Source organism: Bacillus sp. GZB, assembly GCF_001975995.1.
Lineage (GTDB): Bacteria > Bacillota > Bacilli > Bacillales > Bacillaceae > Bacillus > Bacillus velezensis.
The window spans coordinates 1,104,792-1,120,502 of record NZ_MTQG01000010.1 but is presented as its reverse complement, the minus strand read 5'-3'; the positions used below and the strand labels follow the sequence as shown (position 1 = coordinate 1,120,502).

Genomic DNA, 15,711 nt, shown 5'->3' with positions numbered 1-15,711 from the left:
CCGGCTAAAACTTACTGGAGGGATATTAATGTCAGAATTTAAGCAACAGGAGTTGTTCTGGAGCAGCATGTTCGATGCGGAAGATCGTCCCAGTGCAATCCCTTCGTTTCAAATGTCGGACTCAACAATAGAGCACGATGCGTCGAGTGCACCCAACCGTATTCACAGTTCATTGAGCTCCGATGTATCCCTGCGCATCATGAAGATGACGAATAAATCGCCAATGGCCGTTTATATGGTTCTCCTGGTCGGAATCGAGTGTCTTTTGTACAAATATACGGGGGAAGAGGGCGTTATTGTAGGTGTTCCGACCTTTGAAGACGAGACCGATGAAGACCTTCGTTTAGATCAAGTCATGTTAATCAAACAAAACATAAATGCGGACGGCACATTTAAATCCATTTTTAATGAATTCAAGCATACGCTGAACGGAGCCATCTTACATCAGCACGTTCCTTTCGATAAAATGGCCGGTCCATTAAATCTGAACTACGATTCAAATCATTTGCCAATGATCCACACGATTGTATCACTAGATCAGCTTCACCCCATTCGTTTTATAGAAACGGCTGCTGCTGATACATTATTTCAGTTTTCCATAGAAAATGATTCGATTCATTTAAAGTTAACTTATAATGAACAATCTTATGATCGCCAGTATATGATGCAAGTGATCGAACATGTAAACCGGATTTTTTCGATTTTGTTATTCCAACCCGACCTTATGATCCGCCAGCTTAATATTCTGTCAGACTCAGAGACAAATCAACTCATCGCCTATAATCAAACGGCTGCAGAGTATCCAAGTGAAAAAACGATTCATCAATTTTTGGAGGAACAAGCGGAACGTACCCCTGATCAAACGGCTGTTGTCTACGAGGATAGCCGTCTGACGTACCGGGAATTGAATGAAAGGGCGAATCAACTCGCTCGGACACTGCAATCTGAGGGCGTGCAGCCGGATCAGCCGGTCGGGATTATGGCCGAACGCTCCCTGGATATGATTGTAGGGATCTTCGGGATCTTGAAAGCCGGCGGAGCGTATGTACCGATTGACCCGGGCTATCCGGAGGAACGGGTTCGATACATATTGGAGGATTCGGATACGAAGTTGTTACTCGTGCAGAATCAATCGCGAGAGAGAGTACCTTTTACGGGAAAAGTGCTGGATATGAAAGATCCGCAAAACTTTTGTGAAGACGGGTCGAATGTAGAGCCGGCTGCTGGTCCGGATCATCTGGCCTATGTTATTTATACATCGGGTTCAACGGGCAAGCCGAAAGGGGTTATGGTTGAGCACCGGTCGGTCATCAATCGGCTGGTGTGGATGCAGGAAAAATACCCTCTCGATGAGCGGGATGCGATTCTGCAAAAAACTGCGATCACCTTTGATGTATCAGTGTGGGAACTGTTCTGGTGGACGATATCAGGTTCCAGATTGGTTCTGTTGCCAAACGGAGGAGAAAAGAATCCCGAGCTGATTTTAGATACAATTGCACAAAAAGGTGTCAGCACATTGCATTTTGTACCGGCGATGCTGCATGCCTTCCTGGAATCCATGGATCAGAAGCCAAGCGGGATGTTGAAACAAAAATTAGCGTCATTAAGACATGTGTTTGCAAGCGGTGAGGCTTTGAAGCCTGTACATGTCGCAGGCTTCAAACGCATCATCACATCGGTGAGCCAAGCTCAAATCATCAACTTGTACGGACCGACTGAGGCAACAATTGATGTATCATACTTTGATTGCCAGACGGAAGAAATGTATGCATCGATTCCGATAGGCAAACCGATTTCCAACATTCAATTGTATACATTACATGCTGATTTGGAACATATGCAGCCGATCGGTGTGGCGGGAGAACTGTGCATAGCGGGCGATGGGCTTGCAAGGGGCTACTTGAATCGTCCCGAACTGACGGCCGAGAAGTTTGTAAACCATCCGATTGCATCAGGAGAACGGATATACCGGACGGGAGACTTGGCAAGATGGCTGCCGGACGGCAATATCGAGTATTTGGGCCGGATTGATCACCAGGTGAAAATCCGCGGTTACCGCATTGAAATCGGCGAAGTCGAAGGCGCTTTTTTTCAGCTGCCGGCGATCAAAGAAGCCATCGTTATCGCCCGGGAAATCGATGGGGAAACATCCTTGTGCGCCTATTATACCGCACAACATGCTTTAACTGCAGGCGAGCTCCGTGAAGAGCTGTCCCGCCAGCTTCCATCCTATATGATACCTGCGTATTTCGTTCAGCTGGAAGAGATGCCGCTTACTTTCAACGGGAAAATAGACCGTAAATCCCTTCCTTCTCCAAGAGAGAATCTTACAGGCATGAACTATGAAGCTCCTCGAACAGAACTGGAAAAAATACTGGCCGCGGTGTGGGAGGCGGTCTTAGGCTTAGAACGGGTCGGAATCTCAGATCATTTCTTCGAATTGGGGGGCGATTCCATTAAGTCGATTCAAGTGTCCTCAAGATTATACCAAGCCGGGTATAAGTTTGAAATCAAACACTTGTTTAAATACCCAACGATCTCCGAGCTTGTTCCATACGTAGAGCCGGTAACCCGAATCGCAGAACAAGGAGAAATCAAAGGCCGGGCGCTGCTGACACCGATTCAGCATTGGTTTTTTGACCAGAAATACCCGGAATTACACCATTACAATCAAGCGGTTATGCTTTATTGGAAAGAGGGACTGGATGAATCAAAGCTTCGGGACGTCATGAAGAAGATCACAGAGCATCACGATGCTTTGCGCATGGTCTATGTTCCGACAGAAGATGGATATGAAGCCCGAAATCGCGGGATCGATGAAGGTGATCTGTTCGGCCTTGAAGTGATCTCATTACGCGAAGAAAAAAATGTGTCCCAGACGATAGAAACCATTTCCAATGAGATTCAGCAATCCATTCATTTAGCCGAAGGGCCGCTCATGAAACTGGGATTGTTCCGGTGTCAAGAGGGAGATCATTTGCTGATTGCGGTTCATCATCTGGTCATCGACGGCGTATCGTGGAGGATTTTACTTGAGGATATAGCAGCAGCTTATGAGCAGCTTCAAAACGGCGAAGCGATCCGGCTTCCGAAGAAAACGGACTCTTACCTGTTATGGGCTGAACAGTTGAATCGTTATGCAGAAAGTCAGGAATTCGAAGCGGAAAATCAATACTGGTTCAGACAGAAACATAATCCGCAGCATACATTGCCAAAGGACAATGAACAGGAGACCGGTCTGGCCAAAGACAAGGAAACGGTCATCGTTCAATGGACCGTTGAGGAAACCGAACGTTTATTAAAAAACGCTCACCGGGCTTATTCGACCGATATGAACGATTTATTACTGACCGGTCTGGGAACTGCTATTCATCGTTGGACCGGATGTGAAGACATTCTCATTGATCTTGAAGGACACGGCAGAGAGTCTATCATTCCGGATCTCGATATTTCGCGTACGGTGGGATGGTTCACAAGCCTATATCCGGTTTCGCTTCAAATCAAAGCTGATCAGGATATCCCGCAGCGGATTAAAACAGTGAAGGAAAATTTGCGTCAGATCCCCCAAAAAGGAATAGGTTACGGCCTGATCAAATATTTGTCCGATCACCCGAAGGCACATGAATGGACCGGACATCCGGAAATACGTTTCAATTATTTGGGTCAATTTGATCAAGATGTCCGGAACGGCAAGATGGAGGTATCCCCTTACTCAAGCGGGAAAACAGCCAGTGACAATCGTCCCTTGACCTATACACTTGATATCAACGGCATGATTTCAGACGGCCGATTGTCGCTGGCCATCAGCTATTGCGGTAAACAATATCAGAGAGAAACAATGGAAGCTTGTGCCGATCTCTTAAAAAGCAGCCTGCAGCAAGTCATCGCACATTGTGATGCTCAAGATCAAATTCACCTGACGCCAAGCGATATTTCGTTAAAAGGTATAACGATCTGTGAACTGGATCAATTTGTGCAGCAAACGAGTCATCTCGGTGACATTGAAAATATATACCCATTAACCCCGATGCAGAAAGGAATGTTGTTCCACAGCTTGATCGATTCGGCTTCCGAAGCTTACTTTGAACAAGCCGCTTTAGATCTGAAAGGTTTCTTGGATATCGATGCATTCAGGATGAGTTTGGCGCATCTGGCCGAAAAATATGACATTCTTCGGACTCTTTTTTATACAGAATGGAAAGATCAGCCTTTGCAGATTGTATTCCGGCAAAAGCCGATTGAAACGGCCGTTGAAGATATTCGCAGCATGAACAGTCATCAGCGAAGCGAGTTTATTGCCGATTTTGCAAGAAGAGATAAGGCGCGGGGATTCAATCTCACCCGGGATGCTTTAATGCGCGTATCGATCCTGCGGACAGAAGAAGACCAAGCGCGATTGATATGGAGCTTTCATCATATTTTAATGGATGGCTGGTGTTTGCCTCTTGTTACGAAAGAAGTGTTTGAAACCTATTATGCGATACTCGAGCAAAGGCAGCCGAAGCGGGGAGCCGTCACTCCATACAGCCGATATATCGAATGGCTGGATCAACAAGATCACAAGCAGGCGTCAGCCTATTGGCGTAACTATTTAGAAGGTTATGAAGGGCAGACTGTTTTGTTACAAGAACAAACTTCCGACCGGGCGAAAGGATACGAAAAAGGTGAGCATGAGTTTCGTTTAGGAAAGCGGCTCACAGACGAAATCAAACGGGCCGCAAGCCGTCAGCAAGTCACCGTCAATACATGGATACAAACCGCATGGGGCTTATTGCTGCAAAGATACAACGGGAGTCAGGATGTCGTCTTCGGCACTGTCGTATCCGGCAGACCGGCAGAAATTCCGGGAATCGAAACCATGGTCGGTTTATTTATCAATACCATTCCCGTACGTATTCATACGCAGCCTGAAATGACAGCTGCACAAGTATTGAAAATGAACCAGGAGCGGGCACTGGCTTCTCAAAAATATGATACATTCCCGTTGTATGACATTCAGGCTCAAACTGAGCAAAAGCAGCCGTTGATCAATCATATTATGGTATTTGAAAATTACCCGGTTGAGAAACAAATAGAACATATGAAGCAGGATGACAACGCATTAGACATTCTCGATTTTCATATGGAAGAACATACACATTATGACTTTACTTTTATCGTGATGCCAGATGGAGAAATTGACATTCGTTTTGTATACAACCGCGATGTTTATGATCAAGCAAGTGTTGAACGGATGCAGACGCATTTCATGCAAATCATGAAGCAAATGGCGGACGATCAGGAAGTTCGCGTTCAAGACCTTGATATCGTAACAGCGGATGAGCGATCGCTTCTGATAGATAAGTTCAACGATACGGCGGCTGAGTATCCAAAGGAAAAGACGATTCATCAATTGTTTGAAGAACAAGCGGAGCGAACGCCGGAGCAAGCAGCGATTGTTTTTGAAGATAAGAAGCTGACGTATCGGGTAGTAAATGAACGCGCCAATCAGCTGGCCCGAACCTTGGTTGCAAAAGGTCTTCAGGCCGAGGAGCTTGTCGGCATTATGGCGGAGCGTTCACCGGAGATGGTGATAGGCATCCTTGCTATTTTGAAAGCCGGGGGCGTTTACGTACCGATCGATCCGGATTATCCGAAAGAACGCATCCATTATATGCTTGAGGATTCTAACGTCTCTATCTTATTATTGCAACATCATCTTCTGGAAGGTACCGATTATCAAAGTCATACTGTCTTCCTTGACGATCCGTCATCATACGACGCCGAACCATCTAATCTCAATCTGAGCGTGATGCCAAATCAATTAGCCTACGTGATTTATACATCAGGAACTACGGGGAATCCGAAAGGCACGCTCATTGAACATAAAAACGTGGTTCGTCTGTTATTTAACAACAAAAATGTTTTTGATTTTAACGCATCGGACACTTGGACTTTGTTTCATTCCTTCTGCTTTGATTTTTCAGTATGGGAAATGTACGGAGCGCTGCTGTATGGAGGCAAATTAGTGATTGTTCCGAAACAAATAGCAAAAAACCCGGAAAGGTATTTGCAATTGTTAAAATCGGAAGCTGTGACCATTTTAAATCAAACGCCAAGTTATTTTTATCAACTGATGCAGGAGGAGAGAGCAGATCCCGAATCCAATTTAAACATCCGAAAAATCATATTTGGCGGAGAGGCGTTAAATCCATCCTTCTTGAAAGACTGGAAGCTTAAATATCCTTTAACGCGATTAATCAATATGTACGGCATCACCGAAACCACCGTTCATGTCACATATAAAGAAATCACGGAACGGGAAATCAACGAGGGCAGAAGCAACATCGGACAACCTATTCCTACTCTGCAAGCGTATATTTTGGACGAATATCAACGCATTCAGGTCATGGGCATACCGGGCGAGCTCTATGTGGCAGGAGAGGGACTGGCCAGAGGATATTTGAACCGCCCGGAATTAACGGCTGAGAAATTTGTTGAACACCCGTTTGCTGCAGGCGAAAAAATGTACAAAACGGGAGATGTCGCCCGGTGGCTGCCTGACGGCAATATCGAGTATTTAGGAAGAATTGATCATCAGGTGAAAATCCGGGGCTACCGGATTGAAATTGGCGAGGTCGAAGCGGCTTTATTGCAATCGGAATCTGTCAAAGAAGCGGTCGTCATCGCGATTGAAGAAGAGGGCTCAAAGCAGCTGTGCGCCTACTTGTCAGGAGACGATTCATTAAATACGGCGCAGCTGAAGCGTCATTTACTGAACAAACTGCCCGCTTATATGATACCGGCTTACTTTGTCCAAATGGAGAAGATGCCGATAACCGCAAATGGGAAAATCGATCGAAAAGCTTTGCCGGCTCCTGAGGGAAATAGGCCCACCGGAACCGAATACGAAGCGCCCGGAACGTTAATTGAAAAGCAGCTGGCCGAGATATGGAAGAACATTTTAGCTCTCAGTGACCCGGGAATTAAAGATAACTTCTTTGACGTTGGCGGCCATTCGCTCAAAGTATTGCAAGTTATTCATCAAATCAATGACCGTATGGGAATCAAAATGCATTATCAAGCCGTATACGATTTTCCTACCATCGAAACAATGGCATGCGCTATTCAAGCGGCAGTTTTCGAGTCCAAGACGGATAACGTATTCGTCAAGATGAATCAGAACGGTTCAATCCCTTTGTTCTGTTTCCCGCCTTTAATCGGGTACGGGCTGGTCTATAATGAAATGGCGAAAAGACTAGACGGCCGCTGCACCGTCTATGCCGCTGATTTCTTAGAAGAGCCGTCTTACGAGCAAGAGATAGTCGACCGGTATGCAGAAAGCATGATAGGCATTCAGGAACAAGGGCCTTTTGTTTTACTCGGTTACTCCTCGGGATCGAATTTGGCTTTTGAGGTTGCCAAAGCCTTGGAGAAGCGCGGACGCATCGTATCGGACATTATGATGCTTGATTCTAAAAGAGCCGTTTCGGTGAATTATTTTTCGGAAGAGGAAACCGAAGAGATCATTCATCGGAATCTGGATATCATTCCGGATTATTATAGAGAATTATTAACCATTCCTTCCATTAAGGATAAAATCAGAAGCTATCTCACATATCACAATAAACTGATCAATTCCGGCGCGGTGAACGCCAACATTCATCATTTTCTATGCGGCGAGTTGACCGATAGAGGATGGAAGCAATCAACCGCACAGCATTACCTTGAGTACAAATTAAAAGGAGACCATGTGACGATCTTTGACCCTCACAATATTGAAGAAAATACGGATACAATTCGATCTCTTATCAAAAGGATTGAAGAACGGCATCATCACGGACTTGTTCTTGAAGAACAACTGTCAATAGGATCGTTTGCTGGCGACACGAAGTTTGACAAAATGTAAGTGATTCAGGGCAAAATGCCGCTGACTGCAATCGGCGGCATTTTTCATAAAAGAGGGTCAGATATTTGCAACGTTTTCACTCTAAAAATCATTCATTTTACGCATTCTTCATGACCTGTTGTTATCATATTTTTTAAAAACCTAATATGCGGAAACAGGAGGATGTTAAGCTGATGAAAAAGTGCAGCGTATGTTTATTTGTTCTTGCTTTATTATTGAGCTGTTTACCTGGGGAATATGCGAATGCGGTAAGCACTCCAATTGCAAAACATGTTGGGAATTCAAATCCGCTTATCGACCACCATCTGGGCGCAGATCCGTTTGCGCTGACCTATAACGGAAGAGTCTACATCTATATGTCAAGCGATGACTATGAATATAATAGCGACGGCACGATTAAGGATAATTCATTTGCCAATTTGAATAAAATATCCGTCATATCTTCAGCGGATATGGTGAACTGGACAGATCACGGAGCGATTCCCGCAGCGGGTGCCAATGGGGTGAATGGCGGCCGGGGGATTGCCAAATGGGCAGGAGCATCATGGGCCCCGTCAGCCGCGGTGAAAAAGATCAACGGTAAGGATAAATTTTTCCTTTATTTCGCAAACGGCGGCGGAGGTATCGGGGTTCTCACCGCAGACAGCCCGACCGGCCCATGGACAGATCCGATCGGAAAACCGCTGGTGACGCCAAGTACACCAGGAATGTCCGGTGTTGTATGGCTTTTTGATCCTGCAGTATTCGTAGATGATGACGGTACCGGTTACCTATATGCCGGCGGAGGCGTTCCGGGCGGTTCAAATCCCACACAGGGGCAATGGGCCGATCCTAAAACAGCAAGAGTCATGAAATTGGGGCCTGATATGACCAGTGTTGCCGGAAGTGCATCTACGATTGATGCGCCTTTTATGTTTGAAGATTCGGGAATGCATAAGTATAACGGAAAATATTACTATTCCTATTGTATCAATTTCGGGGGCGCGCACCCGGCCGATAAACCTCCAGGTGAGATCGGCTATATGACCAGCTCAAGTCCTATGAATTCTTTTTCGTATAGAGGGCACTTTCTGAAAAATCCGGGAGCATTTTTCGGAGGCGGCGGAAACAATCACCATGCTGTTTTCAATTTTAAAAACGAGTGGTATGTGGTGTATCATACTCAAACTGTCAGCTCCGCTCTTTACGGGGCCGGCAAAGGATACCGTTCTCCCCATATAAATAAGCTTGTGCATAATCCAGATGGCTCCCTGCAAGAGGTAGCGGCAAATTTTGCAGGTGTCAAACAGCTATCCAACTTGAATCCATATCACCGGGTAGAAGCGGAAACGTTTGCCTGGAACGGACGGATTTTGACCGAGAATTCCTCTGCACCCGGCGGGCCGGTCAATAATCAACATGTCACAAACATTCATAACGGAGACTGGATTGCTGTTGGAAATGCAGACTTCGGGTCAGGCGGTGCCAGGACGTTTAAAGCAAATGTAGCGTCCGCTCTTGGCGGAAGAATAGAAGTGCGACTAGACAGTGCAAACGGTAAGCTTGTCGGAACCTTGAATGTCCCTTCCACAGGCGGAACGCAATCCTGGAGAGAAATAGAAACTGCGGTAAGCGGCGCATCCGGTGTTCACAACGTATTCTTTGTATTTACCGGAACTGGTACAGGAAACTTGTTTAATGTTGATTACTGGCAGTTTACACAAAGATAAGCAAAGGTACGTTTTCTAAGTCCATAAAAGACAAATGAAGGAGAGGAAAAAAATGATGTCGAGCGTAAAAAAACCAATTTGTGTGTTATTGGTATGTTTCACAATGCTGTCCGTCATATTCATAGGACCGGGAGTTACTGAAGTTTCAGCAGCGAGTGATGCAACAGTTAATATATCTGCAGATAGACAAGTGATTCGCGGTTTTGGAGGAATGAACCACCCGGCTTGGATTGGAGATTTGACTGCGCCTCAACGGGAGACCGCTTTTGGCAATGGACAGAATCAGTTAGGTTTTTCGGTCTTAAGAATTCATGTAGATGAAAATAAAAACAATTGGTACAAGGAAGTGGAGACTGCAAAGAGTGCGATCAAACATGGAGCAATCGTTTTTGCTTCCCCTTGGAATCCGCCAAACGATATGGTTGAGACTTTCAATCATAATGGTGACACATCAGCTAAGCGGCTGAGATACGATAAGTACGCCGCATACGCGCAGCATCTTAACGATTTCGTTAATTTCATGAAGAGTAATGGTGTGAATCTGTATGCGATTTCTATGCAGAACGAGCCTGATTACGCTCACGAATGGACATGGTGGACGCCCCAAGAAATCCTGCGTTTCATGAGAGAGAATGCCGGTTCCATTAATGCCCGTGTGATTGCGCCGGAATCATTTCAATACCTGAAAAATATATCGGACCCCATTTTGAACGATCCGCAGGCGCTTAGGAATATGGATATCCTCGGAACCCACCTGTACGGCACTCAGGTCAGTCAGTTTCCTTATCCTCTTTTCAAACAAAAAGGAGCGGGGAAGGACCTTTGGATGACGGAAGTATACTATCCGAACAGTGATAACAACTCGGCGGATCGATGGCCTGAGGCTTTAGGTGTTTCAGAGCATATTCATCATTCAATGGTAGAGGGAGATTTTCAAGCTTATGTGTGGTGGTACATCCGCAGATCATACGGCCCGATGAAAGAAGATGGGATGATCAGCAAACGCGGATACAATATGGCTCATTTCTCAAAATTTGTGCGCCCTGGCTATGTAAGGATTGATGCAACGAAAAATCCTGAACCGAATGTTTATGTGTCAGCCTATAAAGGAGACAATAAAGTCGTGATTGTTGCCATTAATAAAAATAACACAGGGGTCAACCAAAACTTCGTGTTGCAGAATGGGTCTGCTTCGCAAGTATCCAGATGGATCACGAGCAGCAGCAGCAATCTTCAACCTGGAACGGATCTCAAAGTAACGGATAATCATTTTTGGGCCCATCTGCCGGCTCAAAGCGTGACAACATTTGTTGTAAAGCGTTAAAGGCATCAGCATCGCAATAAGCCAATTTTCTTACTCGAAAAAGAAAATTGGCTTATTTTCTGTGGGATAGAAGTGTTGATTTTTTTAACGATACACAGACATTGGGTATAATAATGACAATGACTTCAAGGAGTGATCAATATATGTCACGGCTTCACAGCAAAGTATTAATCATAGACGACGAAAAAGAAATTTTGGAACTGATCAAAACCGTATTAATAAGAGAAGGCATTGATCGCGTGATCACCGCTTCGTCTGCCCGTGACGGATTAGCTCAATTTCATCAAGAAAATCCCGATCTTGTGATATTGGATATCATGCTGCCAGACGGTGAAGGCTATGATATCTGCAAGCAAATAAGAGACATTTCACACGTTCCTATTATCTTTTTGTCTGCAAAGGGGGAGGAAACGGATAAAATTGTAGGACTTGCCATCGGCGGGGACGACTACATTACAAAACCCTTCAGCCCTAAGGAAGTTGCATATCGAGTCAAAGCGCAGCTGAGACGGGTCTCTTACTTACAGCCTTCTCAAACCGGAACCGTGATAAAAAAAGGGCCATTTGAATTAAACCAACAACAAGCCGAGCTCACCAAAAATGAAGCGGCTATTGAGTTAACACCTAAAGAACTTATGCTTATGACCTATTTTCTGCAGCATCCCAATCGGGTGATCAGTAAAGAAACACTCTATCAAGCTGTATGGGGAGAAGATTTCTTCGGTTCTGACAACACGGTGATGGTTCATATACGCAGGCTCCGTGAGAAAATAGAAAACACCCCTTCAAAACCAGACTTTCTCGTCACTGTGAAAGGGTTAGGCTACAAATTTGTTGTAAAGGATGCGTAAGGATGAATTGGCGATTAACAGGCAGATATATGGTCTCTGTCATTATCGTGACCATCATTACAGTCTTCATTAATTTATTTATTTTTATGTTTTGGCTCGTTTTCCAGGCGAACAGCCAACATGACGAAGAAAGTACACCGGAAACTTTCACAAGATCATTCCGACAATATGTCACGTTATCGAACAATGGTATCACAGTAAACAAAGAGGGCCAAAAAGCTTTAAAAGAGCAGAATGCATGGATTCAAATATTAGATGAAAACGGACAAGATGTTTATCATGATAGAGAACCTAAAGGACTGAAGAAAAAATATACGCCTATTGAAATTGTAAATTTACATAAATATAAGGATGAACAATTATTATCAACCATTTACGCCGGCGGAAAAAAAGTAAACGGCAAGGAGTACAGTTACTTTATAGGGTTTAAAAATCCCTCTCTCGGAAAGTATGTCCTCTCATATGATACCAAGGAATTTGTGACGAAGTTCAATGCAGGGACCATCATATTATTATCAATAGATGCATTGATCGCGTTACTCATCGGCTATCTATTCAGCCGGCAGCTCACAAAACCGCTCGGCCGTGTCATTCAAGGAATCCAGCGGTTAGCTAATGGAGATTATACGATCAAAATGAAATCCAAAGGCATTTATAAAGATGTCTTCTATAATGTCAATCACTTATCGGAACAACTATCTTCAAGCAAAAAAGAAAAAGATAAATTAGAGCAAATGCGTGAAGAGTGGATCAGTCATATTTCTCATGACATTAAAACACCATTAGCATCTATTCAAGGCTATGCAGAAATCATCCAAGATCCAAATTACCATCTCACAGTCGAACAGATCAGAGAGTACGCCCAGATCATTGAGAGTAAATCCCTCTATATGAAAGATGTGATGGAAGATTTAAATTTAACGACAAGGCTGAAAAACAACGATGTGATGTTACATACAGAGCGGGTAAACCTTGTATCGCTGCTGCGGGAAACGTTAATTGATATGTTAAACGATTCTAGATATGCGGATAAGTCCATTGAACTTCAAACGAACCTGGAAAAGCTGATGCTGAACCTTGATGCGATATTGATTCGGAGAGCGGTCACGAATCTCATTTTAAATGCCCTCGTTCACAATGATCCTGATGTGAAGATCGTTGTACAGCTTGAACAAAAAGAACGGACTCATGTGACAATTAAGGACAACGGCAAAGGGATAGAAGAAGAGGAGCTGGAAAAAGTGTTTGATCGCTATTACAGGGGCACAAATACAGGAACGACGCATGCAGGCTCTGGTCTTGGAATGGCCATAGCAAAGGATATTATCCAAAAGCACGGAGGGGACATCACCATTCAAAGCACCGCGGGAGAAGGGACAACGATAGATATACAATTATCATAATGGCTATACAAAAAAACGGTTCTGTGATCAATAACAGAACCTTTTTTTCCTATTGTTCCGAAAACACTTTGATTCCTTTGACAATGTTCCAAATGAAAAAGTAGATCGCCACAAGGAATGTAACAGCATACGTCGCAAGCAGGAAAGGCCCGGCGTGCCTGATGTCATTCATACCAAGTAAACCTGAAGCGATGATGCCCATTACAAAAATCAAATAAGGAATCAGATGCGTCCATAAAGATTTTTTCGCATGATATTTCACATCGTCCTGACCTAAGAAATAGACGATAATCGGAAACAGAAATGGCGCAAAAAATATACTGAAGTAACATAATGAAGACAAAATTTTATTTTCTCTCAAACCTTTTCACCTCTATGATTTATTGAAGGGGGAATTCTTCTGGCTGAATCCCTCACTGAAGTACAATCTTATTGTACAACTCCAACCTTAACCCGTATTAATCCGAACCTTACATCAACCTTAAATTAACCAGGACGGGCAAGGGCTCGTCTTCTTACAACAATCTAAGATTCAATGCCATATTGAGACTCATCACATTCAGCGTGTCTACGTTGGAAATAAATTTAATTTTTCGATTCGATTGAAAAATGACGTGTAAAGTCCCGATTCAGTCCGGTTTTCTTTGTACTATATGTGTCAGGTGTGTCTTATTCAATAGAGATAGAGCAAATTGACAGGCTTTTACACCTCCCAAAAACAAGAAATTAGGTTGATAGACAATCATGAGAAAGATTTTTACAATGAGTTCGAGCTCATAAGAAAGAGCCAAAATGATGCGAAGGAGGAAAAGATCAGATATGAAACGGTCAATTTCTATTTTTATTACGTGTTTATTGATTACGGTATTGACAATGAGCGGCTTGCCGGCTTCACCGGCATCAGCAGCAGGGACAAAAACGCCAGTAGCCAAGAATGGTCAGCTTAGCATAAAAGGTACACAGCTCGTAAACCGAGACGGCAAAGCGGTACAGCTGAAAGGGATCAGCTCACACGGATTGCAATGGTATGGCGATTTCGTCAATAAAGACAGCTTAAAATGGCTGAGAGACGATTGGGGCATAACCGTTTTCCGCGCGGCAATGTATACGGCAGACGGCGGTTATATTGACAACCCGTCCGTGAAAAATAAAGTGAAAGAAGCAGTTGAAACGGCAAAAGAACTTGGGATATATGTCATCATTGACTGGCATATCTTAAATGACGGCAACCCAAACCAAAATAAAGAGAAGGCGAAAGAATTTTTCAAGGAAATGTCAAGTCTTTACGGAAACACGCCAAACGTCATTTATGAAATTGCAAATGAACCAAACGGTGACGTGAACTGGAAGCGTGATATTAAACCGTATGCGGAAGAAGTGATTTCCGTTATCCGCAAAAATGACCCCGACAATCCCATCATTGTCGGAACCGGTACATGGAGCCAGGATGTGAATGATGCTGCCAATGACCAGCTAAAAGATGCAAACGTCATGTACGCGCTTCATTTTTATGCCGGCACACACGGCCAATCTTTACGGGATAAAGCAAACTATGCACTCAGTAAAGGAGCGCCTATTTTCGTGACGGAATGGGGAACAAGCGACGCGTCTGGAAATGGCGGTGTATTCCTTGACCAGTCGCGGGAATGGCTGAATTATCTCGACAGCAAGAAAATCAGCTGGGTGAACTGGAATCTTTCTGATAAGCAGGAATCATCCTCAGCGTTAAAGCCAGGAGCATCTAAAACAGGCGGCTGGCCGCTGTCAGATTTAACTGCTTCAGGAACCTTCGTAAGAGAAAACATTCGCGGCAACAAAGATTCAACGAAGGACGGCCCTGAAACGCCAGCACAAGATAATCCCACACAGGAAAAAGGCGTTTCTGTACAATACAAAGCAGGGGATGGGAGTGTGAACAGCAACCAAATCCGCCCGCAGCTTCACATAAAAAATAACGGGAATACGACGGTTGATTTAAAAGATGTCACTGCCCGTTACTGGTATAACGCGAAAAACAAAGGCCAAAACTTTGACTGTGACTACGCGCAGATTGGATGCGGCAATCTGACCCACAAGTTTGTGACGCTGCATAAACCTAAGCAAGGCGCAGATACCTATCTGGAACTGGGGTTTAAAAAAGGAACACTGTCACCGGGAGCAAGCACAGGGAATATTCAGCTTCGTCTTCACAACGATGACTGGAGCAATTATGCACAAAGCGGCGATTATTCCTTTTTCCAATCAAATACGTTTAAAGCAACGAAAAAAATCACATTATATCATCAAGGAAAACTGATTTGGGGAACAGAACCCAATTAGTTAAGCTTTAGGCGGACATCAGCAACGATGTCCGCTTTTATCATCTTAAACAGCAATACAAGGAAGTTCACGTGGCGGATGAAACTCTGAAACAGTATATGAGCCTGTACAAATATTGTTAGCAATCTCAAGAAAGCCAAGGAGTAGATATGATTCACTGAACATATGATGTAATGAAAAGCGTTTGTAGCGCAATGTATGTATTTCACATCCGCCA

7 protein-coding genes are annotated in these 15,711 nt (G+C 44.1%); 6 read left to right on the top strand and 1 reads right to left on the bottom strand.

Translation table 11 applies throughout. The features are described from left to right. Nucleotides 1-28 precede the first annotated feature (28 nt). From bamC to BXO87_RS05525, 5 genes are all read left to right on the top strand, one after another. The gene (gene bamC, locus BXO87_RS05545; RefSeq protein WP_076851246.1) at nucleotides 29-7,888 is read left to right on the top strand and encodes a bacillomycin D non-ribosomal peptide synthetase BamC; all 7,860 of its coding nucleotides are present in this window, start codon (nucleotides 29-31) and stop codon (nucleotides 7,886-7,888) included. 170 nt (nucleotides 7,889-8,058) lie between these two features. After that, complete coding sequence (locus tag BXO87_RS05540; protein WP_076851259.1) at nucleotides 8,059-9,597, top strand: glycoside hydrolase family 43 protein; 1,539 nt, start codon at nucleotides 8,059-8,061, stop codon at nucleotides 9,595-9,597. Nucleotides 9,598-9,649: 52 nt separating this feature from the next. After that, entirely contained in the window at nucleotides 9,650-10,921 is a 1,272-nt protein-coding gene (gene xynC, locus BXO87_RS05535; RefSeq protein ID WP_070081901.1) for a glucuronoarabinoxylan endo-1,4-beta-xylanase XynC, read from the top strand. A 143-nt stretch (nucleotides 10,922-11,064) separates the two neighbouring features. Next, nucleotides 11,065-11,772 (top strand): response regulator transcription factor, encoded by a 708-nt coding sequence (locus BXO87_RS05530; protein WP_038458169.1) that lies wholly within the window; start codon nucleotides 11,065-11,067, stop codon nucleotides 11,770-11,772. A 2-nt stretch (nucleotides 11,773-11,774) separates the two neighbouring features. Continuing rightward, entirely contained in the window at nucleotides 11,775-13,175 is a 1,401-nt protein-coding gene (locus tag BXO87_RS05525; RefSeq protein ID WP_038458166.1) for a sensor histidine kinase, read from the top strand. A 49-nt stretch (nucleotides 13,176-13,224) separates the two neighbouring features. Here BXO87_RS05525 and BXO87_RS05520 read toward each other — a convergent pair whose 3' ends face one another. After that, nucleotides 13,225-13,536, bottom strand: coding sequence for a magnetosome magnetite crystal formation protein family (locus BXO87_RS05520; protein ID WP_007611800.1), 312 nt, complete (start codon nucleotides 13,534-13,536; stop codon nucleotides 13,225-13,227). A gap of 458 nt (nucleotides 13,537-13,994) precedes the next feature. On the opposite strand from BXO87_RS05520, the gene BXO87_RS05515 reads away from it, so the two are divergent. Beyond that, on the top strand, nucleotides 13,995-15,494 hold the full coding sequence (locus tag BXO87_RS05515) for a cellulase family glycosylhydrolase (protein ID WP_038458163.1): 1,500 nt from the start codon (nucleotides 13,995-13,997) through the stop codon (nucleotides 15,492-15,494). Nucleotides 15,495-15,711: the final 217 nt, after the last annotated feature.